Annotated in this window: 18 protein-coding genes and 1 riboswitch; of the genes, 14 read left to right on the forward strand and 4 right to left on the reverse strand. The window is 44.7% G+C overall.

What is annotated here, in order from left to right:
• The first annotated feature begins 1 nt into the window (after position 1).
• Genes walK through AC1DVJ_RS02510 form a run of 4 tightly spaced genes read left to right on the forward strand, consistent with a single transcriptional unit; the run spans position 2 to position 4,819 of the window.
• Complete coding sequence (gene walK / locus AC1DVJ_RS02495; protein WP_477588109.1) at positions 2 to 1,837, forward strand: cell wall metabolism sensor histidine kinase WalK; 1,836 nt, start codon at positions 2 to 4, stop codon at positions 1,835 to 1,837.
• Positions 1,834 to 3,123 (forward strand): YycH family regulatory protein, encoded by a 1,290-nt coding sequence (locus AC1DVJ_RS02500; RefSeq protein ID WP_477588110.1) that lies wholly within the window; start codon positions 1,834 to 1,836, stop codon positions 3,121 to 3,123. The genes walK and AC1DVJ_RS02500 overlap by 4 nt, the downstream gene beginning before the upstream one ends.
• A gap of 30 nt (positions 3,124 to 3,153) precedes the next feature.
• Complete coding sequence (gene yycI / locus AC1DVJ_RS02505) at positions 3,154 to 3,969, forward strand: two-component system regulatory protein YycI (protein WP_477588112.1); 816 nt, start codon at positions 3,154 to 3,156, stop codon at positions 3,967 to 3,969.
• A 49-nt stretch (positions 3,970 to 4,018) separates the two neighbouring features.
• The gene (locus AC1DVJ_RS02510) at positions 4,019 to 4,819 is read left to right on the forward strand and encodes an MBL fold metallo-hydrolase (RefSeq protein ID WP_477588114.1); all 801 of its coding nucleotides are present in this window, start codon (positions 4,019 to 4,021) and stop codon (positions 4,817 to 4,819) included.
• On the opposite strand, the gene AC1DVJ_RS02515 is transcribed toward AC1DVJ_RS02510, so the two are convergent.
• The gene (locus AC1DVJ_RS02515) at positions 4,788 to 4,997 is read right to left on the reverse strand and encodes a hypothetical protein (RefSeq protein ID WP_056622608.1); all 210 of its coding nucleotides are present in this window, start codon (positions 4,995 to 4,997) and stop codon (positions 4,788 to 4,790) included. The genes AC1DVJ_RS02510 and AC1DVJ_RS02515 overlap by 32 nt on opposite strands.
• Before the next feature lie 329 nt (positions 4,998 to 5,326).
• On the opposite strand from AC1DVJ_RS02515, the gene AC1DVJ_RS02520 reads away from it, so the two are divergent.
• The 3 genes from AC1DVJ_RS02520 to rlmH all read left to right on the forward strand — a co-directional run bounded on the left by AC1DVJ_RS02520 (position 5,327) and on the right by rlmH (position 7,509).
• Positions 5,327 to 6,556: a S1C family serine protease gene (locus AC1DVJ_RS02520; RefSeq protein WP_477588116.1), complete on the forward strand. Its 1,230-nt coding sequence runs from the start codon at positions 5,327 to 5,329 to the stop codon at positions 6,554 to 6,556.
• A 90-nt stretch (positions 6,557 to 6,646) separates the two neighbouring features.
• Positions 6,647 to 6,814, forward strand: coding sequence for a CxxH/CxxC protein (locus AC1DVJ_RS02525; RefSeq protein WP_063795715.1), 168 nt, complete (start codon positions 6,647 to 6,649; stop codon positions 6,812 to 6,814).
• Between the two features lie 215 nt (positions 6,815 to 7,029).
• Positions 7,030 to 7,509, forward strand: a complete 480-nt coding sequence (rlmH, locus tag AC1DVJ_RS02530; RefSeq protein WP_477588118.1) for a 23S rRNA (pseudouridine(1915)-N(3))-methyltransferase RlmH — start codon at positions 7,030 to 7,032, stop codon at positions 7,507 to 7,509.
• A gap of 1,069 nt (positions 7,510 to 8,578) precedes the next feature.
• Here rlmH and AC1DVJ_RS02535 read toward each other — a convergent pair.
• Positions 8,579 to 9,004, reverse strand: a complete 426-nt coding sequence (locus AC1DVJ_RS02535) for a DUF2752 domain-containing protein (protein WP_477588119.1) — start codon at positions 9,002 to 9,004, stop codon at positions 8,579 to 8,581.
• Positions 8,967 to 9,305, reverse strand: a complete 339-nt coding sequence (locus AC1DVJ_RS02540) for a DUF4234 domain-containing protein (protein ID WP_477588120.1) — start codon at positions 9,303 to 9,305, stop codon at positions 8,967 to 8,969. The genes AC1DVJ_RS02535 and AC1DVJ_RS02540 overlap by 38 nt, the downstream gene beginning before the upstream one ends.
• A gap of 347 nt (positions 9,306 to 9,652) precedes the next feature.
• Positions 9,653 to 9,739, forward strand: a riboswitch (cyclic di-GMP riboswitch).
• Positions 9,740 to 9,832: 93 nt separating this feature from the next.
• On the opposite strand from AC1DVJ_RS02540, the gene AC1DVJ_RS02545 reads away from it, so the two are divergent.
• Positions 9,833 to 13,324 (forward strand): OmpL47-type beta-barrel domain-containing protein, encoded by a 3,492-nt coding sequence (locus tag AC1DVJ_RS02545; protein WP_477588121.1) that lies wholly within the window; start codon positions 9,833 to 9,835, stop codon positions 13,322 to 13,324.
• Positions 13,325 to 13,517: 193 nt separating this feature from the next.
• Here the strand turns inward: AC1DVJ_RS02545 and AC1DVJ_RS02550 are convergent, their stop codons facing one another.
• Positions 13,518 to 14,609, reverse strand: coding sequence for a substrate-binding domain-containing protein (locus tag AC1DVJ_RS02550; RefSeq protein ID WP_477588123.1), 1,092 nt, complete (start codon positions 14,607 to 14,609; stop codon positions 13,518 to 13,520).
• 360 nt (positions 14,610 to 14,969) lie between these two features.
• Between AC1DVJ_RS02550 and AC1DVJ_RS02555 the strand changes: the two genes are divergently transcribed.
• The 6 genes from AC1DVJ_RS02555 (at position 14,970) to AC1DVJ_RS02580 (ending at position 23,462) form a co-directional block, all read left to right on the forward strand.
• Positions 14,970 to 16,586, forward strand: a complete 1,617-nt coding sequence (locus tag AC1DVJ_RS02555; RefSeq protein ID WP_477588480.1) for a xylulokinase — start codon at positions 14,970 to 14,972, stop codon at positions 16,584 to 16,586.
• A gap of 3 nt (positions 16,587 to 16,589) precedes the next feature.
• Entirely contained in the window at positions 16,590 to 17,285 is a 696-nt protein-coding gene (locus AC1DVJ_RS02560; RefSeq protein WP_477588124.1) for an L-ribulose-5-phosphate 4-epimerase, read from the forward strand.
• A gap of 42 nt (positions 17,286 to 17,327) precedes the next feature.
• Positions 17,328 to 18,752, forward strand: coding sequence for an L-arabinose isomerase (gene araA, locus AC1DVJ_RS02565; RefSeq protein WP_477588126.1), 1,425 nt, complete (start codon positions 17,328 to 17,330; stop codon positions 18,750 to 18,752).
• Between the two features lie 182 nt (positions 18,753 to 18,934).
• Positions 18,935 to 19,546 carry a class I SAM-dependent methyltransferase gene (locus tag AC1DVJ_RS02570; protein WP_477588127.1) on the forward strand — a complete coding sequence of 204 codons (612 nt, stop codon included), beginning with the start codon at positions 18,935 to 18,937 and terminating at the stop codon, positions 19,544 to 19,546.
• Positions 19,547 to 19,636: 90 nt separating this feature from the next.
• Positions 19,637 to 20,098: a phage tail protein gene (locus AC1DVJ_RS02575; RefSeq protein WP_477588128.1), complete on the forward strand. Its 462-nt coding sequence runs from the start codon at positions 19,637 to 19,639 to the stop codon at positions 20,096 to 20,098.
• A 199-nt stretch (positions 20,099 to 20,297) separates the two neighbouring features.
• On the forward strand, positions 20,298 to 23,462 hold the full coding sequence (locus AC1DVJ_RS02580) for an ATP-binding cassette domain-containing protein (protein WP_477588130.1): 3,165 nt from the start codon (positions 20,298 to 20,300) through the stop codon (positions 23,460 to 23,462).
• The last annotated feature ends 20 nt before the right edge of the window (positions 23,463 to 23,482 follow it).

Consider the following 23,482-nt stretch of genomic DNA (forward strand, 5'->3'; position numbering starts at 1 on the left):
GATGAAGGGCATCCGCTTCTTTCAATCGATTCAAGCGAAGCTAATTATTATTTATGTTCTGCTGATCCTTATCGCAATGCAGCTGATTGGCGTTTATTTCTATAAGACGGTAGAGACATATTTTAAAAATGATTTCCTAGCATCCCGCAATAGTCAGGTTACGCTGCTTGCTGGCTTCGTTGAATCGTATTTGACGGGGGACCAGGATAGCAAGAATGCCACTGAGGGTAAGAAAACATATGCGGACTTAAATGAATTCGTTAGCAATCTTTTCTCCATTAATAATGCGGAAATTCAAATCATTGATGCAAATGGGAACGTAATCAGCACGTCAGTTCCGAGCCATTTGAAGCAGAAAAACACTCAGCCGGAAGTGATTCGGGCTTTGCAAGGGATTAAGGATAATCAGCGGATTTTCACGGATGAAGACGGGTATCGGAAGGTCATTATCGCGAAGCCGGTCGGAAACGGAGCACGTGTCTTAGGGGCTGTTTATATTATCGCCTCGATGGAGGACGTCTATAAGACTATTCGCTCGATTAACCGCATTCTCATTTCGGGTACGTTGATTGCCTTGGGGTTAACGGCGCTACTCGGGGTCCTCTTAACGAGCACGATTACCAATCCAATTAAAGAGATTACCAGACAGGCGACAGCTGTAGCCGAGGGGAACTTCGATCAGCAGGTCGTCATTCAAGGGACCGATGAGATCGGGCAGCTGGGGCAGACCTTTAATTTCATGATGAATCGGCTGAAAGAGGCGCTCTCGCTCAATGAAGAAGAGAAGGAGAAGCTCGCCTCGATTCTGACGAATATGAATGATGGCGTCATCGCTACGGATGACAGAGGTCAGGTCATCGTTCTGAATCGTCGGGCGAAGCAGATTCTCCAGGTCGAGGAAGAGACAACGCTCGGCTTGGAAATATCTGAGGTCATCGGGATACCGCTGGCTACGATTCGAGAACTCGTGACAGGAGAAGTGAACACGACTCTGCTGGACATTCAGTTGCCCGACGATGAGGACGAGCAGCTGTCGGTTCGTATTACGTTTACGCCGATTCATAAGCGTGGAGAGGGCCAGCACGGTATCATTGCGGTGCTTCAGGACGTAACAGATCAAGAGAAGCTCGAGCAGGCGCGCCGCGAGTTCGTCGCGAACGTCTCGCATGAGCTGCGCACCCCGCTGACGACGATCAAGAGCTATCTCGAGGCGCTCGATGACGGAGCGATCGAAGAGCCACAGCTCGCGTCGCGCTTCATCAGCGTGACACGGAGCGAAACCGAGCGGATGATCCGCTTAGTGACGGATCTCTTGCATCTATCGCGACTGGATTCGAAGCAGTCGATGATGAGCAAGTCCTCGACGCTCGTCAGCGAGATGCTGGAAGAGGTCGCGGACCGATTTTCTTTTCAGCTGCAGCAACGGAAAATTCGGATTGTGTTACACGTGGAACATGGCGTAACGAACTTACTATTGGATCGTGACAAAATCGATCAGGTTCTCGATAATTTGGTATCTAATGCGATTAAGTATACAGGCGATGAAGGTGCGATTCGGTTGGAAGCGCGCAAGATTGACAAAGAGATGCTGGAAATCTCCGTTCAAGATAACGGGATGGGGATTCCGAAGAAGGATCTTTCCCGTATTTTCGATCGTTTCTATCGGGTGGATAAAGCGCGTTCTCGCAACATGGGGGGTACAGGCCTCGGTCTGTCCATTGCCCGGGAAATAGTGAAAGCGCACGGAGGAACGATTGCGCTAGAGTCTGAACTGGGACAAGGAACACGTGTCCTATTTACGCTGCCGATACAGCAGGAAGAGGAGGATGGGGTATGATTGAGAGTTTGAAATCGGTCTTTCTTGTCCTGTTGATTGGGACGAGCTTGTATCAGAGCTATATTCTCGCTTCCTACAGTCCTCCGAAGATTGAGCCGATTCAGCAAAGTAATTATGTCCAGACGGAGACGTTGGGTAAGCAATCGGAGCTGGCGGATATGCTTTTTCCGGATCAGCTCATCATTCACCTGGGTAATCAGCAGCACTCGGTACTATATCCGAACAATTACTACTACACCCGATTGCTAGATAATATTAAACAACGTAGCTTCAAAGGCTTCCGTAAGACGTCGATGTACCTCGTCAATGTGAACTGGGAAGAGGTACGAACAAAGCAGCTAGGTGTGGAAATTCGTTTTCGCGATGCGATACCGTTTACCATTTTGCAGCAGTTGCTCCGAATCGAGGGGGAAATCCCTGTTGATAACGATAAAATTACGAAAATTTGGATTTACTCCAAGGGGACAGATGATGAGGTTCGTGCGTTCTTTTTCACGGATTCGCCAGGTGTTGGTTATGAGGTCATCGGGGCAGATTTCACGAGTAAGGACGTAGAGAATTTCGTTGCTTATGGGGAACCGACCAACTTATACAAAACAACGAATAGCGGAGATTACTATCTACCATTAAAGCCGTTGCATCTGCCTAATTATACGTTCACGTATTCGCAGCTTACGGCGGATCAGTTGAAACAAAGCTTGTTCGTGGATCCAGGTATCACCCGCTATCTGAAAGAGCGCGATGGTTCTGAAATTTACACGGATAGCAAGCGCGGCTTCCAGCTCAATCGAGATCAACGATGGGTTACGTATTTCGATCCGGTGGCACCAGCAGCGAGCAAAACCGAGGTATTGGATGATTTGCTGACGGGCATTAAATTTATCAACCAGCATATCGGTTGGGATGGGAAATACATGGTAGCTCACACACCGGAAAAACAGCTCATGGATAACCAGACCTTCACTTTCCGCCAGTACTATGAATCACTTCCGATTGTAACCGCACAGCCAGAAGGCTTTGGTACGATGAAAATGCAAGTGCAGAAAGGTGTTATCTCCGGATTCGAGCGATCCATGGTGATTCCGGATCTGAAGTCGGGGCAACGACGCGAGAACGAGTTAATGTCTGGCGAAGCGGTAGAGCAACGATTACAGTACTATCAACGTCGATCTAGTATTGTATCTATATTCCCGGCGTATCGTCCCGTTATCTCAGATAAGACGATAACCTTAAACAGTGCATGGGCACTTGAGTTGCGCGATGGTACGTATGATTTTATTGAATAGACAAGATGTCAGGGAAGGGTTGGTGAGATTATGAATTGGAGTAGGGCTAAGTCGATTCTGATTGCTTCTTTTTTATTGTTGAATATGATTCTCGGCTTCCAGCTGTGGTCCACCAATCGTTCCAATATGACGGGAACTTCCCTGGATCCATCCAGTACTGTGGAGGATTTGAATCGTGCCCTCCGCAATAAAAATATTCGCATTACGGAGGAGCTGCCGACAGATTCGCCTAAGCTGAAGGTGATCACGGTGAAATACGATGATAACATCAAGCCGGGCGAGGAGCGGAAGCTCAAAACACCAATTTACATGAGCACGCTGCTCGGTAAAGGGGCTAGTAAGGAAGTTCAGTCGCTGTCGGAGATTCCGAACTTCGCTATGTATCAGGTCGATTCGGCCATAAGCCGAAATGGTATTTATGCGTTCTCCCAATTGTATGGGAAGATTCCGCTTTTCGATGTAAGAGTCGAATTGAATGAGGAAAATGGAGAAATTACCAGTTACCGTCAAGCTTTCGTTGAAGTAGAATCAGAGGTAGAACAGACAGAGCAGCAGAAGTTGATTTCGGCCCAATTAGCGGTTCGAAGCTTAGTGGACAATTATTTAAGCGATGGTTCGATTATTACCGAGGTTCGCTTGGGCTATCACGGACAACCCTATAACTCGCAAACACAGCCGATGTTTCCGCATTGGCGGATTACGATCGATAACGGAGATATTTATTATTTGCAGGCGTTCAATGGCGCGGTGGAAAAAGGGGCGGCGCTTGCGCCATTTGCACCAGAGGGAGACGGAGGGGCATCAGCTTCTCCAGCTCCTAACGATAAGAGCACGCCTAAGAAGTAGCAAAACGAACAACCAACTGGCACACAGGTAGGATAGAGGAGCAGGGAAGATGGGCATTCGATTTACGGTGTTATCAAGTGGTTCAACGGGGAATGCAACGGTCGTAGATAACGGTGAGGTTAAGCTGCTGATCGACGTAGGCTTCAGTGCGAAGAAGATGGAGTTGTTAATGAAGGAGCGGGAGCTTGCCGCGAGCAGTATTGATGGCATTCTCGTCACACACGAGCATTCGGATCATATCAAAGGGCTGGGTGCGTTCGCTCGGAAATATGATGTGCCGATTTATGCAAATGAGAAGACGTGGGTGGAGCTAGATCGCCAGATTGGCGTGATCGCCGAAGGCAACAAGCGTGTGATGGACACGGGCGGTGTACAGGAGTTCGGGACGATGAAGGTGGAGTCCTTCGGGATTTCGCATGATGCGGCGGAGCCGGTGGGTTATGTTTTTTATGAAGGGGAACAGAAGTTAAGTGTTGTAACGGATCTCGGGTATATGAGCGAAAAGGTGAAGGAAAAGATCATCGATTCTGATGCCTTGGTCCTGGAGACGAACCATGATGTGGACATGCTGCGCGTGGGGCATTACCCATGGAGCATTAAGCGCAGAATTCTCGGAGATAAAGGACATTTATCCAACGAAGCCGCAGGGGAAGCGCTCTGTGATATCATGACGAATAAGACGAAATCTGTCTATATGGCGCACCTTAGCCGTGATCATAACTTAATGGATTTGGCCAGGCTAACCGTGAATAACATAGTACAAGAGCGAGCGCCCGAGGCGAAACAGCTGCGGCTGATGGATACGTATTTTGACCGTTCTACGAAATGGGATGTATTGGATTCGGAGTAAGTGCAGCGTCGAGTTCCTGTGACTTGAGCTGAATTTCCTGTGCGGTGATGAGACCTTTATCAATCAAGACCTGAATGAGAGATGAGAGGACGAGGGACTGGTGATAGTGGCTTTCCTTGAGGTCAGCGAGCTTACCGATCATATTAATTTCTTCAAAATGGGAAGGAATTCGGTTCATAGTGGCATTCTCCTTTTAAATAAGGTCTAGTGATAAAACTTATATCGAAGCCACTCGAAGATGAGCGACCGCGTTTAGAGGTAAGTTTTATCGCCAATAAGAAAGCAGTTTTCGGGAACCGAAAATTTATACTTTCTTATGTGGAAAAGTTTTCATAAACTCTAGTAATTCGGTAAGAGATTTGGTTTACTATTATTGTAGGCAAGAAGCGAGCGAAACATTCCTATTATTTGCAAAAAACCAATCGCAGGATGACTTGAACGTATCCATGGATTGAAATAAAGCAAGGCGAGTGAGCTTCAAACCCTGTCAGCGAGGAGGAACCCGAAATGAGTTTGTTTGATGATGATTTTTATTCGACCAAAAGATCCAGAAGGCGCGAGCCGGTCTGGCGTCCCAAAGGGACAGGGAATTTCACAAGTTTCACGAGCTTTGCTGGTCGAAAACGGTATGTCGCCCTCATCGCAGGGTTCGTCGGGGCATTAGGCATGCTCATCGTGGTAGGGATTGTTCATGCAATTGGAGGCAGTGCTTCGTCAGCCAAAGATCTTGCGATTCCTGTGGTGGCCAAGGCTGATGTACATCCAATGAATAGCAATGACTCGGTTGTTGCAGCAACGGACAGAATAAAACCAGCTGTGGTCAGTGTCATCTCCTCGAAGAAGGACGAAGCCGGCCAAGAAACAGGCATTGGCATTGGATCTGGCGTCATGTTCGCACGGAGCGGGGATAAAGTTCGCATTGTGACGAATAGTCATGTCGTGGAGAACGGGAATCAGTTCGAAATCGTGAACTTCGAAGGCGAGCATCGCAAGGCTACGTTGGTTGGTCGGGATCGGATTACCGATTTGGCTGTGCTGGAGGCGGATGGTAAAGATGTTAAAGTACTTGCCGAGTTCGGAGACTCCGACAAGCTGCGAGCGGGTGAAATGGCGATTGCCGTGGGTAATCCGCTGGGTCTTGGCTTCTCACCAACGGTGACGCAAGGCATCGTTTCTTCGCCGAAGCGGACGATACCTGTCGCGCTTTCACGCGAAGGCACCGATTATGACTGGGAAATGGACGTCATCCAAACGGATGCCGCGATTAACCAAGGCAACAGCGGGGGACCGTTGGTTAATATTGAGGGCAAAGTGATCGGCATCAATTCGATGAAGATCTCGGATACAGGCGTTGAAGGTTTGGGCTTTGCGATTCCCATTAATAGTGTGACACCGATTATTGATAGTCTGATCAAAGACCATAAGGTGAAACGGCCATTGATTGGTGTGTCGACGCAGGAGCTGCAAGCTTTTAAAGGGACGGATGTATTAAAGCTACCTGCAGATGTCAAAACTGGAGTTATCGTCTTCGACGTCTCAGGACCTGCGAAGGAAGCGGGGCTGAAGGCGCAGGATGTTATTGTACAGCTAGATGATCGCAAAATTGATAGCACGATTGGGTTGAGAAAATACCTTTACAATGAAAAGAAGATCGGCGATAAGATCAATGTGGTGTACTATCGCGGCGGGAAGAAGCTGACGACGGTGATTACGCTGGTTGAGGCGACGGATAAGTAGTTGTGGGGCAAGAGCTAAGGCAAAGATAAAAAAGAAGATCAAGTGAAAGAAAAGAAATCTACAGAACCGTTGCGGATGAGAGGTACTAACATGCATGTCGTTTGTAAAGATCATGTGGAAATAGCCATAGATGAATTTGTTGATGAGTATGAGGAAGCACCAGACGTTGTGGATTTGCAGAAAACCCACTTCGCCCACTGGGCACCGCCTGAGCATTGCGAGCATTGCCAGTCATTATCACGTTTTCTAATCGTTTGAGGGGGGCCTGAGGGCCTCTTTTTTCTTTGTCTTGGAGGGGAAATAGAAAATACAACAAGGATAGAGATTTACTAATGAAAACGAACATGGATAGAGATTACTAATGAAAGCAACATGGATAAAGAAAAAGAGAGTGACTAAGGAGTCAGTTTGGTGAGCTCAAGCAACGAATGGTATGATGGAGAGAATGATTTAGAGAAGAAAAGGGGCACGTCATGCACATACAGATACTGACTGTTGGGAAATTAAAGGAGCGCTATCTCGTGGACGGGATTGCGGAGTACGTGAAGCGTCTTGGCCCGTATGCCAAGATGCAGATGATCGAGGTGCCGGATGAGAAGGCACCTGAGAACATGAGCCCTGCTGAGGAGCAGCAGGTGCGGGTGAAAGAGGGCGAGCGGCTGCTAGCCAAGCTCGGCGCGGATGTGTATGTCGTGGCGCTGGCCATCGACGGGGAGATGTGGACGAGCGAGCAGCTGGCAGGCTCGCTCGATAAGTTGGCCACCTACGGGCGGAGCCAGGTGGCCTTCGTTATTGGGGGCTCGCTGGGGCTGTCCAGCGAGCTGCTGCGCCGTGCGGATATGCGGCTGTCTTTTGGCCGCATGACGCTGCCGCACCAGCTGATGCGGCTGGTGCTGGTGGAGCAGATTTATCGCGCGATGCGGATAAATCGGGGGGAACCGTACCACAAGTGACGCAAATTATAGTTAATGATTTAGTACGAAACACATAGCAAAATCCCAAATATAAAAGCACCAAATAATGGTCTGCATCATATAGTTTTTGATAGTGTTTTACAAGATTATCCTATTGGTGATAGAGTTTCAATACGGTGGGTTATTTTGGTAAAGACTCTGAAAGGAGTGGCTACATATGCAATGCAACTATGCAATATTTTGTGATGATGTTAATTACAATTCCACAACTAGAAAAATATCAGTAGAATGGCTTTTTTCTAGACTATATTTGGATGAACCCGGAACTTTGCGCAATTGGATGCTTTTTTATGGGTTGCATTTGCAGACTGGCTAATCGCAATTTTTCCCGGGGTCCACAATAAAAGCGCTAAGCGTTGGGATACATCATGGTCGAGATTTGCACAAGCCGCAGTTTCTATAATCCTAGCCTTCGGACTCTCACAAGTCCAATAAAGTGCTATAGAAACAGGCGCAAGCGGTGTAAATGGATGGTTTGTTAAGCATATATTTGGATGGGCAATGGGAGTAATGCTATCGATATATGCGACTAGAATGTTTTTTGGTTTTTTTAAATTGGTCTATCGAGAGAGAGCACCTAAAGTTTGGGGGAAAATGGTCGAGATGTTACCCAAGAAAGCTCAGCCTATTTTCAAAAACTTTCTTGATTCATAGATTTAAACTGATCAAACTAAGGCATCCGACGAGGGTGCCTTTTTATTTGCCGTTAGGGACAACTCAGGGAACCTTACCAAATGCAATGCGAAATTCTATAACTGTATTACTTACCTTTTTCCAAGTGTGTTACAGAAATTTAGTCTTACAAATATTTAAATAAAAACAAGTTACAATAAAGAATCCACTCCAATGTTACGATGTTAGGAGTGGATTTGTCTGTTTGCTTGCTCCACAAGCTAAGCTTCGAATTCGTTTACAATTCTTCATGCTGTTCTTAAAAATTCGCGGTTACAATGATAAGGTGAACCGTATCACAAATAGTGGAAAAGAGAAGGGTCGAAATGGTAGTTTGTAGAGAAGTACTTTACTGATTAGCATAAAATGGGTCATATCAATCGTTTGTTGGAGCTAACCAATTAAATGCCGGGATATTCCTCAAAATTCCAAACGTAGCGGTCAAGATTAACATTACGGTCATCATTAGATTGCTTGTACGCCGCATCTGTTTCTTATTTGCCAGTGCGTAAGTAATATATAAAGGGAGAATGAACAACAACAAGGTATTATACCTATAAGCCTGAAGGAAATCTAATTGCAACAAGGAAAAAGCAGCCCTCGTTATTCCGCATCCGGGACAATAGAACCCTGTCAACTCGTGAAATACACAAGGAACTCCAATTTTCATTACCGGTAACCATACTTCTAGATACAATAACCCACCAACGAAAAGCGAGGAACCCCAAACAAGTTTGGTGTTCCTCTTTGGATTCACCTTAAACTTATGCAAGTTTATTGATATCCGATTGCACCAATGCATGGGTCACGATCCCCAATCCGACGATTGTAAGTATGAGGTAAAGGGTGGAATTATCGGATACGAGCGCACCGCGTTGACGTTGTGCTTCTGCAACTTGCTTACCGATCTGATAAGACCAGACGAAACTCCAAATACCACAAGTAACCAATGTCAGGAGGAAATGTTTTCCCCCTGTAAATGAGGAGTCTCCACTCAATTTACCAGCATCATTTGTCATAACAATGAACCAATAGATACCGTAGATACCGCATGTGATAAGTGATAGAACGATTGCTAAGCCAACACTTCTTTGTTGAATCATGATACACCCCTAATGTTTTAGTATTTCCAAGCATTAAATTCATGCCATGAAATCGAAATTGATATATAACATCAACATTAAATGGCAAAAACCGACAACAATAGTATTATATGAAAATATGAATACAAAAACCATAAGTATTTTCGCTTTAGTAATGATATGGTGAACCGAAATAGTTCACGCAGTAGGGGGCTCCCTTATGGCTTTATGGATAGCCGTTTTCTATTTTGATACGAATGATTTGTGCGAGAAAATATCCCGACATTTTGTGATAAATTTCACGAAAAAAATTCTTTGATTGACAACTAAGGACTATAATTCTATTGTTGATTTAGGTATATTTTACTAAGTGAAAAAGGCAAATCATAAGAAATTGTGAGACGCAAAGCCCAGGGCCTAAATCACCTCCGGTGACATGGTAGTCGGTTGCCACAAGAATATTGACTTTTATCTGAGTCCAATTCTTGTTGGACTCTTTTCGTTTTGGTAAAACAACCAAAAAATAATAGTTTAGGGAGTGAAATGTGATGAAGCATTGGTTGTTGCGATTACTGATTTTAAGTATTTTTACTTTGCAAGCAGTAATTTTATCGGATGGAAAGGCAACTGCTTCAGAGTCGAATTTTGGCCAAAAGCCAATCTTGTCAGGAGGTCTATATCATTCTTATGCGGTAAAAGAGGATGGGACGATCCGGGCATGGGGCTATAATAATGTGGGACAGTTGGGTGACGGAACGGTTACCAAGAGAAAGGTCATTGGACCGGTCAAGAACATAACAAATGCTGTGTCTATAGCCTCTGGCAACAACTATGGGGTGGCTCTATTAAGTGATGGAACTTTAATGAGTTGGGGAACGAATACTAGCGGTCAGCTAGGAGACAATTCGGTTACCACACGTAAATTACCTGTAAAGGTGTCTGGTCTGACTAATGTTACTGCCGTGGCAGCCGGTGCAACCCACAACTTGGCTCTCAAATCGGACGGCACTGTGTGGGCGTGGGGCTCTAACAATGTTGGACAATTGGGGGATGGGACTGTAACAGTTAGAAAGACGCCAATCCAAGTGAAGGACCTTTCCTCTGTTATAGCAATCTCAGCGGGGACAAATGCCTCGTATGCAGTTACGGCGGATGGTAGCGTATGGGCGTGGGGTGCGAACAATTACGGACAAATGGGTGATGGCACTACCGTAACAAAGAAAACGCCTGTTAAGGTTCCAAATTTAACGGATGTAAAAGCAATTTCAGCCAGCTATTATACAGTAGTTGCATTAAAAAATGATGGAACCGTATGGGCGTGGGGAAGCAATAAGTACGGCCAAATTGGCGATAACACAGTAGTTACTCGCAAAATCCCTGTTCAAGCGCAAATAACTAATGTTACATCCGTAGGGGTTGGCTATAATCATACCATTGCTTTGTTGAATGACGGTACTGTATGGGCATGGGGTGTAAATAATTACGGTCAACTTGGTGATGGGACTACAACAGCTAGAAAGTTACCGGTTAAAGTGAAAGATTTAGCAGGAATCACTCAAATTTCAGCTGGACGCAATCACAATCTGGCACTGAAAAGTGATGATTCGGTAGCATCCTGGGGCTATAATAACAACGGACAATTAGGTGATGGCAGTGCAACTACTAGGAAACTCTCTGTACTCGTCAGTGGGTTAACGATCAATCTTCCTGATGGACAAGTTGTAGAAGAGCCAGATTCAGGTACAGAAACCCCTCCTTTAGAAGATGAGGCATTATTGGCTGCACAAGATGCAGTGGTTATTTCGGAAGAGGCCGCAAGTGCAGATCTTACAGTTCAAAACAACTTGGAGCAAGCACAGTATGCATACGATGATGCATCACAGCTCGTTGCTGATCTCCCAGATAGTTCGGAAAAATCAGATTTGATGACGCGTCTGGACAGTGTTAAACAAATTCTAGATAGTGCACAAGAATTGATGAATGCAGCAAATGCGGTTATAGCGGCGGAGTTGCTAGCTAATGGTGATCTTAGCACACCAATACTTATTAACGCGGCAACAGGTGCTTATAACCAAGCTCTAGGACTAGTTAATAGTTTGCCAAATAGCACAACTAAAACAGATTTGGAGAGCCGTCTGAATATTGTGCTTGAAAAATTGACAGCAGCGCAGACAGTAAAAGATACTGTTTCTCCGGTAACTACAGATAACGCACCAACCGAATGGGTAAACAACGAGGTAACGGTAAGCCTAAGCGCTAGCGATAGCGATTCAGGAGTAGCAGCTACCTACTATCAGGTTGATGGCGGAGTTCAACAGGCAGGGAATACGGTTGCTCTGGCAACAGAAGGTGTTCATACACTTGTTTACTGGAGCGTAGACGTAGCGGGGAATGCAGAAGCGCCACACACTGTAATCGTAAAAGTAGATAAGACAGCACCGGTAACTACAGATAACGCATCAACCGAATGGGTAAACAACGAGGTAACGGTAAACCTAAGCGCTAGTGATAGCGGTTCAGGAGTAGCAGCTACCTACTACCAGGTAGATGGCGGAGTTCAACAGGCAGGAAATACGGTTGCTCTGGCAACAGAAGGCGTCCATACACTTGTTTACTGGAGCGAAGACGTAGCGGGGAATGCAGAAGTACCACACACTGTATCCATAAAAGTAGATAAGACAGCACCGGTAACGACAGATAACTCACCAACCGAATGGGTAAACAACGAGGTAACGGTAAACCTAAGCGCTAGCGATAGCGGTTCAGGAGTAGCAGCTACCTACTACCAGGTTGATGGCGGAGTTCAACAGGCAGGAAATACGGTTGCTTTGGCAACAGAAGGCGTCCATACACTTGTTTACTGGAGCGTAGACGTAGCGGGGAATGCAGAAGCACCACACTCAGTAAGCGTAAAAGTAGATAAGACAGCACCAATAACGACAGATAACGCAGCAACTGGATGGGTAAACAAAGAGGTAACGGTAAACCTAAGCGCTAGTGATAGCGGTTCAGGAGTAGCAGCTATCTACTATCAAGTTGATGGCGGAGTTCAGCAGGCAGGAAATACGGTTGCTCTGGCAACAGAGGGCGTCCATACACTTGTTTACTGGAGCGTAGACGTAGCGGGCAATGCAGAAGCACCACACTCAGTAAGTGTAAAAGTAGATAATACAGCACCAATAACGACAGATAACGCAGCAACTGGATGGGTAAACAAAGAGGTAACGGTAAACCTAAGCGCTAGCGATAGTGGTTCAGGAGTAGCAGCTACCTACTACCAGGTTGATGGCGGAGTTCAACAGGCAGGAAATACGGTTGCTCTGGCAACAGAAGGCGTCCATACGCTTGTTTACTGGAGCGCAGATGTAGCAGGGAATGCAGAAGCACCACACACTGTAATCGTAAAAGTAGATAAGACGGCGCCGGTTACCAGTGCATCATCAAGTGATGTGAATGGTCAAAATGGTTGGTACGTAACAGATCCAATGATAACTCTTTCTTCAAGTGATTATTTGTCAGGTGTTGCGCAGACGTTATTCCGTATTAATGGAGGTCAGTGGACAAATTATTCGACACCAATTACGATTTCTACGGAAGGCATTTATACAATTGAATACAAGAGTGTTGATAAAGTCGGAAATACTGAAAACGTAAAATCTTTGACAATTAAGCTTGATAAAACATTGCCTAATCTTAATATTGCTCTTGATAAGACAACATTGTGGCCGCCAAATCATCAACTTATAACAATTAATGCTGTGATTACAACAAATGATGGCATTTCACAAACCAATCAGGCAATTCTAACTTCAATTACAAGTAATGAGCTGGATAATGGACTTGGGGATGGGGATGAGCAGAATGATATTCAAGATGCTCAGTATGGTACAGCAGATACATCGTTTAAGCTTCGTGCGGAAAGATCAGGAAAAGGTAGCGGACGTGTATACACAATTATATATACCGTTATGGATAAAGCAGGGAACAAGGCGTCTAAGTCGGTAACTGTAACAGTAGCTCATGATCAATCCAAGAAGTAAACAGTAGCTTTACAATAAAGGAGGGTGTCCCAAAGCCATGAATTGGCTGGGGCACCCTATTATTTTTGCTACGTACGTATAATCTAAGTTTTTAACCGATAGAGGGACATAATAATTAAACAAACAATAGGCTGCCGTGAGGCAGCTTTTTCAATGTAAGAATTCGCTTTGTTTGTGATAACACATTTCAAGACTATTCCACTTCAATCGCTTTTACGGTTTCACCCTCGATTAATACGGGCTGGTAGTAGGTGTTGGTGGGCAAGTCTTTTTTGCCTTGTAAATTCTTAATGATCCAGTCCGCTGCGTCGCGTCCCATTTGTTCTTGGGGGTGGGTCAGTGTCGTTAGTTTGATATTCGCGTTTTTGGCGATATATGAATTGTCCTGGCCGATGATGGATAGGTCATCTGGAATGGAGATACCCAGTTTTCTGCAGACATGTACGACTTCCAAGCCTACCTCGTCGTTGTAACACACAAGCGCAGTCAAGTCATCCCGATTGTCGTTCAGATACTCTTCCAAGTTAGCGGACAGGTCCGACTTCGTCGCCGTATCGAAAGAAAGCACATGCTCTTGCTGGAACCGTAATTTGGCTTCCCCCAGAGCCTTTATAAATCCTTTCATCCTAAACTTCCCTTGCAAATCATCCATTTTCGCGATGATGCCGATCTGAGTATGTCCTTTGGCAATCAGTTCCCGAGTTGCTAGATAGCTAGACTGCACGTCATCCAGACAGAAGAAAGGAACCTCCAACTCTTCATAATAGGCATTGATCATCGTGAAAGGAACCTCCTGCTCCTTAAAAGACAGGTAGTAAGCGATATTGGGGTTGTATACATTGCTTCTGGTAGGTTCTATAATCAGTCCATCCACGCCGTAGGACAGCATCATTTCTAACGCCTTTTTCTCCTGGGAGATATCGTTATTTGTACTGGCTAACAGCAAGGAATAGTTATCTTCATTTAATCGGCTTTCAATGCCGCGGATAATGGAGGGAAAGATGTAATCCGAGATATAGGTCGTGATGACGCCAATCGTTTTATTCATGGTTTTCCCACTCGCTCTGGACCGGTATAGGGTGCTAACGTACGTGCCGGATCCTTTCTCGCTTCGTAGGAACCCCTCGTTCGATAAATCCAGAATAGCCTTTCTTATCGTCTGCCGGCTAACATTGTATTCCTCCTGCAAAGCGAATTCCGAAGGGATTTTCTCGCCTGCTTTGTACGTTCCCGAAAGGATATAACTTTTTAGATCATCTATGATGACCTGGTACTTTGGCTTCATGAAATCCACTTCTTTCATCGTTGTTCAATAAGTTGTACGTACACATTTTAACATAAATTGCATGGAATGCAAATGCAGTCCTATTTGTTTATGATTTCAATGGTACAAGTTCTATACCTATCATATTAAGACACTATTCCGAGACAAATAGGGGTGGTATTGCAGCTTGTGTAAGTATAACTATTTGACTATATTGACAAGTGTACGTACAGAAAATATACTAAATTTATCAATTAGAGAAAGCGCCTTCTTGCGGTCGAAATCTTCCATTTGTTTCATCGAGTGACTGGTTCGATCGGGAAATAGCTATTATACGAATCAAAATTGTTTAGGTTAAACAGAGAGGGGACATATGTGATTATGAATCATGTGGACTTGAAAGAAGCGATAACCAAGGGCGAAACCTCGCTAGGGATTGAATTCGGATCTACCCGGATCAAAGCAATATTGATCGATCGTCGTTTCGAGACCATCGCATCAGGAAGCTATGAGTGGGAAAATCTGTTGAAAGACGGATTTTGGACGTACAACCAGAAGGATATTATTAAAGGCCTCCAAACCGCGTATCGTGAAATGAAGCAGGAAGTGGAACGGAATTACGGGGTCACCCTCCGGACCGTGGGTTCAATCGGGTTTTCCGGTATGATGCACGGTTATATGGCATTCGACAGCACGGGTGAACTGCTGGTGCCGTTTCGGACTTGGCGCAACGCAACAACCGGCGCGGCAGCTAGGGAATTGACGGACTTGTTCCAATTTAATATCCCCGAGCGCTGGAGTATCGCTCATTTGTACCAAGCGATATTAAATAAAGAGGAACATGTGCCTAGCATTGATTACGTAACGACACTGGCTGGATATATTCACTGGCTGCTGACCGGCAATAAAGTGATTGGCATCGGAGATGCTTCCGGGATCTTCCCAATTGATGAAGCAAGCCGTAATTACCATCCATCGATGGTTAAGCAATTCGATGAACTTATCGCAGCCAAAGGCTATCCGTGGAAGCTTAAGGACCTTCTTCCTAATGTATATCTCTCCGGCGAGCAAGCTGGTGAACTAACGAAGACGGGAGCTGGCATTTTAGACCTGGACGGGGATTTGCAGCCTGGTATTCTGCTATGTCCTCCAGAGGGCGATGCCGGCACAGGCATGGTTGCGACGAATAGCGTCAAGAAGCGTACGGGTAACATTTCCGTGGGCACTTCCGTTTTTGCGATGATTGTATTGGAGAAGGAATTATCCAAAGTTTATCCGGAGATTGATATAGTCACGACGCCAAACGGTAGTCCGGTCGGCATGGTGCATGCCAACAATTGCTCCAGCGATCTCAACGCCTGGATGGGATTGTTCCGTGAATTCTCCGAAGCTATGGGATATGGCGTAGATTCAGGCAAATTGTTCAGCGTGCTGTTAAACAAGGCATTGGAAGCTGACCCGGATGGCGGAGGTTTGCTTAGCTACGGTTATCTCTCGGGTGAGCATATTACGGGAATCGACAAAGGACGGCCGTTGTTCGTTCGCTCGCCAGAGAGCAACTTTAATCTGGCTAATTTCATGCGAACGCACTTATTCACTGCTTTCGGAGCATTGAAGCTCGGAATGGATATTTTGACCGAAAACGAACAAGTCGCGATTGACAGCATTTTGGCTCATGGAGGTCTATTCAAAACTCCTGTCGTCGGACAAAAAATCTTAGCGGGGGCGCTGAACGTACCGATCTCGGTCATGTCCACGGCTGGCGAAGGCGGGGCATGGGGCATGGCGCTTCTGGCTTCCTATATGATTAACAAGGATCAAGATGAGAGTCTGGATAACTTCCTCGAGCAGAAGGTCTTTAAAAATGTTGAAGGACAGGAGATTACTCCGGATTGGGCGGATGTACAAGGGTTCCAAGCATTCATCCAACGATACCAAGCAGGGTTGGCCATCGAACAGGCCGCAGTAGACCATCTGCTAGAGAACGGGAGGGACTAACCTTTGTTAGAACAACTGAAAGAAGAGGTATATCAAGCGAATCTGGATTTGCCGAAGCACGGACTCGTAAAATTTACTTGGGGCAATGCGAGCGCCATCGATCGGGAAAGCGGCCTGTTCGTGATCAAACCGAGCGGAGTCAGCTATGAAAAGATGAAACCAAGCGACATGGTCGTTGTGGATCTTGACGGTAATGTGGTTGAAGGAGAGATGAGACCTTCCTCCGATACCGCGACTCACGCCGTGTTGTACAAACACTATCCGCAAATCGGCGGTATCGTGCATACCCACTCGACCTGGGCAACCATTTGGGCGCAAGCGGGACTGGATGTACCCGTTATGGGAACTACGCATGCGGACACATTCTATGGTGCCGTGCCCTGCGCCCGTTTCTTGAATCAAGCGGAGATAGACCGGGGGTACGAAGCGGAGACGGGCCGTGTCATCATCGAAACATTTGAGGAGCGCGGACTGGATGTCATGGCAATTCCGGCCATCCTTCTTCAGGGACATGCGCCATTTACTTGGGGGAAAGATGCGAAATCGGCAGTCGTGAACAGCGTCGTGCTGGAGGAAGTTTGTAAAATGAATTTGTACGCGCGGCAGTTGAATCATTTTGCAAAAGAACTGCCCCAAGGCATTCTGGATAAGCACTATCTTCGGAAGCACGGGAAAGATGCTTACTACGGGCAGAAGTAATAGCTGTACTCATTCATAAATTAAGAAAAGAGGATGATTAAAATGTCAACAACAGCAGCTAAACAGTTTTGGTTCGTCGTAGGTTCGCAGCATCTATACGGAGAAGAAGCGCTCGCAGAAGTAAAAGCTCACGCGCAGACTATGACCGATGCCTTGAATAATAGCGGTGTGCTCCCGTATCCGCTTGTTTTGCAGGACCTGGCGGTAACCGCGGATAAAATTACAAACCTCATGAAAGAGGTCAACTATCGCGATGAAGTAGCGGGTGTCATCACATGGATGCATACGTTCTCACCTGCAAAAATGTGGATTCGCGGTACTAAAATGCTGCAGAAGCCTCTACTTCACTTAGCAACACAATTCAATGAAAGCATTCCTTGGGCAACGATTGACATGGACTTCATGAACTTGAACCAAGCCGCTCACGGTGATCGCGAATACGGCTTCATTAATGCCCGTCTGAAGAAACAAAATAAAATCGTCGTAGGCTACTGGGGACGTCCAGGCGTGCAGCAGCAGATTGCGGATTGGATGGACGTAGCGGTTGCCTATAACGAAAGCTTCAACATCAAAGTAGCCCGTTTCGGCGACAACATGCGCAATGTTGGCGTAACGGAAGGGGACAAGGTCGAGGCTCAAATTCAATTCGGATGGACCGTGGACTATTACGGCATCGGCGACCTCGTGCAATACGTGAGTGCCGTTACAGAGCAAGAAATTGATGATCTGATGGGCCAGTATGCGGAGCTCTACGCGTTCGATTACGGCACGAACAGTAAAGAAGCTTGGGAAGCGAGCGTCAGAATCCAAGCGGGCTATGAAATTGCTATCAAACGGTTCTTGGATGAGAAAGGTTATAATGCCTTCACGACAAACTTCGAAGATTTGCATGGCATGAAACAGCTTCCTGGTCTTGCTGTTCAACGTCTGATGGCGCAGGGCTACGGCTTTGCTGGCGAGGGCGACTGGAAGACGGCCGCGCTCGCTCGCTTGCTGAAAGTGATGAGCCACAATCAAAATACAGGCTTTATGGAGGATTACACTTACGAGATGGCGGCTGGTCAGGAAGCGATTCTGCAATCCCATATGCTCGAGGTAGATCCGACCTTTGCAAGCAACAAGCCCAAAATCATCGTTTCCCCACTTGGAATCGGCGGTAAAGAAGATCCGGCGCGTCTGGTATTCGACGGTAAAGCCGGAGAAGGCGTCGTCGTATCCATGGCGGACTTCGGCACTCATTATAAATTGCTGATTAATGAAGTTACCGCTTTCGAGCCGACGGTTCCGGCTCCTAAGCTCCCCGTAGCTCGTGTACTCTGGAGCGTGAAGCCGAATTTTCAGGATGGGGTGAGAGCTTGGATAGAGAATGGTGGCGGCCACCATACCGTTGTTTCATTGAACTTGACGACAGACCAAATCGTGACCTACGCCAAGCTGGTTAACTTGGAATACGTCGTTATTAAGTAGGCTATAATTAATGAAAAACCGATTCTTTCGTAAATAGATGATTCTATTTGCTGAGAAACGGTTTTTCTGTTTTTCAGAATAACTACAATTCGAAGGTCGGTGAGTTGTACAAGCTTATGTTGTACGGGCTGATTGGTCGTTAGTGTCCAGGCTTTATTATTAAGCAGATTGGAGAGATAATAATGGGAAATACAGATAAGTTTGAAATGATAGCTAATAGTTATGACACGTCAGAAAGAATCCAAATTGCAAAGGTATCGTCTGATGCTATTCGTGAATATGTAGTTGATGCGAATAGTAAGTATGCTATTGATTTTGGGTGTGGAACGGGCCTTGTCGGAATGAGCTTGTTAAACGAGTTTAATTCTATGCTTTTTCTGGATACGTCACCCAACATGATTAATCAAATTAAGCAAAAAATTACTGATTTTAATATTCAGAATGTAGATACATTATGCTTTGATTTTGAAAAGGGCGGTCTATTGGATTTACATGCTGACTATATTTTTATGGCTCAGGTTCTCCTCCATATTCCTGATGTTGAATTCGTTTTAACAAGATTATTTGATGTTTTAAATGAAGGAGGACATTTACTCATCGTAGATTTTGATAAAAATGAAAAAATAGTCTCGGATATTGTTCATAACGGATTTAATCAAGGTGAGCTAACTGACATTATGACCAAAATAGGGTACAGGAATATTCAGTCCAAAACTTTTTATCATGGAAGTAAAATTTTCATGGGACAAGATGCATCTATGTTTATTCTTGACTCTCAGAAGGGCCACCCGTAATGGATGGTGTCAAAATTCTCTATTTGAATTATTTTTGGTATAATATTTTGATAATAGGATGTAAATAAAGAGAGAAAACGAGGGATGAAAATGTCGTATATCGTTGATTTCAAGAATGTATCTACGGTTGGTTTAGAATCTTCACCTGTAGTCGAAGCGCTTGCTGGTTTACGTGCCAATGAGGCCCGTTACTTTATGAACAAATACGAGCATGAATTTACGGTTGTACCAGCTAGCGAAAGTCAAGAGACCCTTGAGTATGTGAACCGCGTTTTGCAGGAACGTAATATTGAGTTTGCGGCCAAGCCTTTAGAAACGTCGCGTTTTCAAGTGGAAAACATCCAATTTGCCTACGTTTTTTATGAGGATGGTCTTAGCATCAATGTCATGTATACGGTTGATGACCCTAAGAAGCGGGCCGTTGGTTTTAAGCTTTCCGAGGGGATGGAGATCCCAAAGGAGTTAGCAGAGAAGTTTAAGTTTGCTAGACAGAAGTCTAAGCTAGCCGGAACAATTCGGGGCTCGTACTTTGTAATTAAAGGACAATATTAAAGTAAGTAGAAGCGCAAATGGAGGAATCAAGCCATTGTGGCGCAATAAGGAAGGGCCATCCGCCGAAGGATGGCCCTTTTCAATAACCGCCGGAATGGCTATTGAGAACCATAATATATTAACAATTGATTTTGTTTAACCATTTAACATTGTGCTAACATGGAAATAATAGATTTATAAATATAGGAAGGATGTACATATGAAAATAAATCAATTAATTTCGAACAATATTAATCGATTGGATGCAGCTCTGCCCGTGGATAAATCGTTAGGAATTGCTGGGTTATCAGGGTCTGGTAAAACAACTTTCTGCCAAACCATTGGTGAAGAATCCAAGAAACGTCTCGTTTCTTTATTGCCAAAGGCCGAGTATCAGTATTTATTTCCCGATATTATGGAAACGAATTTCAGTGCCATCAAGATGGCAGAAATGCCTTTAGTTCTTTTTCTCGGAAAATCATCGATTTCATCTAATCCGCGTTCTACCATCGGCACACATACGGGCGTGTTTAAAGAGATTCGCGTGTGCATGGCTGAGAAATTTAATCTATCTCCGGAAGTGTTTTCTTTTAATAATGCCTTAGGCTGGTGTCCCGATTGTAAAGGGCGCAGCACGACCTCAAATGTGGAATGTTCAAAATGTGAGGGTAAGCGCTACAATCCAGAAGTCGAGCAATATAAGATGGACTTATTCAATCAACCACATAGCATTTCCGATATCAATAACTTAAGCATGGAAACGATTCTCTCTCTTTCAGAGGAATTACAAATTAGTGAAGCGAAGCAGCATATTCTCCAAAATATCATCAATATGAATATTGGCTATTTAACCTTAAATCGGATTATGGGTACCTTATCAGGTGGAGAAATAACACGTATGTACTTGGCCGAATTCATGGCAACAAGTGAAAATACAGTGATTATCATTGATGAAATCTCCGTGGGACTCGATCACGAAACCCTATTGAAAATTTTAGAACAGATTAAACAGTTAGGGTATAAGAATCAAATTTGGCTCATAGATCATTCGGACGCGGTATTGGATACGACAGATGAGCAATTGTTCTTTGGACCTGGCAGTGGGAAATATGGTGGGAAAATTGTTGAGGAATCACCGCGTCCTAAACCGATTATTCGGGAACGAAACGAGGCAGTGCCGACACAATACTACCAATTTCAAGATCTGTACTGTCGTAATATTCAAATGGCTGAGATTCAGATCCCCAAAAATAGACTTGTAACCTTCACGGGTGAGTCGGGATGCGGTAAATCTACCCTTGTTAATGAGTGTATCGTTAAAGATTTTCAGAAGCGTTATCCCAAAGATAAACTGGTCGTGGTTGGGCAAGATCGCAATCAATCGATTTCCAGTCGGTCAACCATTGCGACATTTCTTGATATTAAAAAGAAACTCACCAAATATAGTGAGGAAATTGATGATATTTTTCAGCGCTCGATTGAAGATATTATTGATGAACTGCCAGGTGAAGACATCGCTCATAAACGCTTGAGCTTATTGATCAAGCTTGGACTTGGTTATTTGACATTGGAAAGAAAAACACAGTCCTTATCGACGGGTGAATTTCAATGTGTCCATTTAGTTTCTGAGCTGTTTGCCAACTCCAAAAACCCGCATATGCTTTTTATATTTGACGAACCYTCAAAAGGTTTATCACAGAATATTTTGAACCAATTCATCGATAGTGTTAGGGACATTCTGCAAGATGAATCTGTCTCCATGCTGATGATTGAACATAATGCCTATATGATGGAAAGCTCTGATTATATCGTTGATTTTGGTAAAAGGCAGCCTGAACCTGTTAGGCATCTTGATGTTGTAGGTCATGATGATTTTTATCGTCAGAAAAACGGTGAAGACAGCCATACCCCTTTGCCTATTTCCTCAAGACTCCAGCCGCAAAAAGGGATTCATTACTTACATGAGAACCAATTGGACTATTTTAAAAACGCAGAAAACGTCTATAAAGGTGGTATCTTAAAAAGCTTATCGCCAATCGCCCGCGTGATTTATGGGGAATATGAATCGGATACGATTGCACCTGTCATCGCTATTGACCTTGAACGACATCTATATAGTCAATATAGTTTTCTCTATGAAATAGGTGGACTGATCAACCATATTGTGGCCGCGCATCCGACCAATAAAGATACAAGCAGCTTCGATTTCTATTATCAAGACAATCATTGTCCAAGCTGTTCGGGTCGCCGAGTTATAGAACGATTTGATATGGGTGTTCTCATTCAAGATAAAACAGTGCCCTTCTGGGATGGCATGTTACTTCAAGAAGTGATGGATGTTTTGAAATATTATCAGCATGCCAAGCTGAAATTCATATTTGAAGAGATCAAGAACGAGCTTGGTCATGATATGAGTAAAAGCTATAATGAGATGTCAGAAGCAGAGAAGAATACGTTCTTATATGGGTATTGGGAAAAGTCGTTTTATGATAAAGCAGGGAAGGCGTCGAGAACATGGGAAGGCTTTAACCTCATCCTTGGGCGTTATATGGTTATTTCGAAGAATCTGGATATTAAAGAGGCTATGAAGGCCTCCAGAGAGATGATTAGCTGCCCAGTTTGCCATGGAACGGTATTAAAGCACCATAAAAAGCTCAAATTTGGCGGCACGGATATTCGCGAGATTATTCAGCAACCGATCGATCAGGTCATGAAAATTGTAGGCAAGCTACCCGAACTAGAAAAACTAAAAGCCATTGTTGGCGGCGATCTTGCACTTTCGGAAGATGTCTCTTTGCTTCCAAGGGAAACAAAAGTTGCTTTGAAAATGCTTGAACTAGAACTGGCAAGCTTTGTAGGCTATGAAGTCGTTCTTCAAAATGCCGTACCCTTTATGGACCAGATTACAAGTAACCTTGAGGCGATAAGCAGTAAAAACTTGATTACCATCTGTGATTTTGACCATATTACAGAAACAAGAGAGACCATTATTGATAAGTATTTCACCAATGGGAAATATAAAAAGCTCACTTATGTCTATGAAGCGTTTGGTTATAGTAAAGTTGTTACGCAAATTAATAAGATTAAAGCAAGTCATCCATGTCCATTCTGTCTTGGCAAGAGAGTCATTTCAGAGGATGGACTCCATGATGGCGTACAAAAATTATCGGTGCCCTGTGTGAGCTGTTATGTAAGTGGGGTCAATGAAGAAGGACGCAAGGAAATCGTCGATGGCGTAGATGTACAAACATGGCTAACTGGTAAAGTTAGTGATGTAGTTGTTGAAAGCTCACGAACGGAAGAAGTTGCAGAGATTCCTATTTACAATCGTATTCGTGAGTTGAATAAAAGAGATATGATGGCGGTTTATCATTGTTTGAAGTGACATATAGGTTGAATGCAAAT

It is taken from the genome of Paenibacillus sp. P4_A9, assembly GCF_056402415.1.

Excerpts from the sequence above, each read along its gene's own strand:
- AC1DVJ_RS02570 (WP_477588127.1), top strand. The coding sequence starts at position 18,935 with ATGGGAAATACAGATAAGTTTGAAATGATAGCTAATAGTTATGACACG.
- araA (WP_477588126.1), top strand. The coding sequence starts at position 17,328 with ATGTCAACAACAGCAGCTAAACAGTTTTGGTTCGTCGTAGGTTCGCAG.
- AC1DVJ_RS02555 (WP_477588480.1), top strand. The coding sequence starts at position 14,970 with ATGAATCATGTGGACTTGAAAGAAGCGATAACCAAGGGCGAAACCTCG.
- AC1DVJ_RS02500 (WP_477588110.1), top strand. The coding sequence starts at position 1,834 with ATGATTGAGAGTTTGAAATCGGTCTTTCTTGTCCTGTTGATTGGGACG.
- walK (WP_477588109.1), top strand. The coding sequence starts at position 2 with ATGAAGGGCATCCGCTTCTTTCAATCGATTCAAGCGAAGCTAATTATT.
- yycI (WP_477588112.1), top strand. The coding sequence starts at position 3,154 with ATGAATTGGAGTAGGGCTAAGTCGATTCTGATTGCTTCTTTTTTATTG.
- AC1DVJ_RS02510 (WP_477588114.1), top strand. The coding sequence starts at position 4,019 with ATGGGCATTCGATTTACGGTGTTATCAAGTGGTTCAACGGGGAATGCA.
- rlmH (WP_477588118.1), top strand. The coding sequence starts at position 7,030 with ATGCACATACAGATACTGACTGTTGGGAAATTAAAGGAGCGCTATCTC.
- AC1DVJ_RS02540 (WP_477588120.1), bottom strand. The coding sequence starts at position 9,305 with ATGATTCAACAAAGAAGTGTTGGCTTAGCAATCGTTCTATCACTTATC.
- AC1DVJ_RS02545 (WP_477588121.1), top strand. The coding sequence starts at position 9,833 with ATGAAGCATTGGTTGTTGCGATTACTGATTTTAAGTATTTTTACTTTG.
- AC1DVJ_RS02515 (WP_056622608.1), bottom strand. The coding sequence starts at position 4,997 with ATGAACCGAATTCCTTCCCATTTTGAAGAAATTAATATGATCGGTAAG.
- AC1DVJ_RS02535 (WP_477588119.1), bottom strand. The coding sequence starts at position 9,004 with ATGCATTGGTGCAATCGGATATCAATAAACTTGCATAAGTTTAAGGTG.
- AC1DVJ_RS02520 (WP_477588116.1), top strand. The coding sequence starts at position 5,327 with ATGAGTTTGTTTGATGATGATTTTTATTCGACCAAAAGATCCAGAAGG.
- AC1DVJ_RS02525 (WP_063795715.1), top strand. The coding sequence starts at position 6,647 with ATGCATGTCGTTTGTAAAGATCATGTGGAAATAGCCATAGATGAATTT.
- AC1DVJ_RS02550 (WP_477588123.1), bottom strand. The coding sequence starts at position 14,609 with ATGAAGCCAAAGTACCAGGTCATCATAGATGATCTAAAAAGTTATATC.
- AC1DVJ_RS02575 (WP_477588128.1), top strand. The coding sequence starts at position 19,637 with ATGTCGTATATCGTTGATTTCAAGAATGTATCTACGGTTGGTTTAGAA.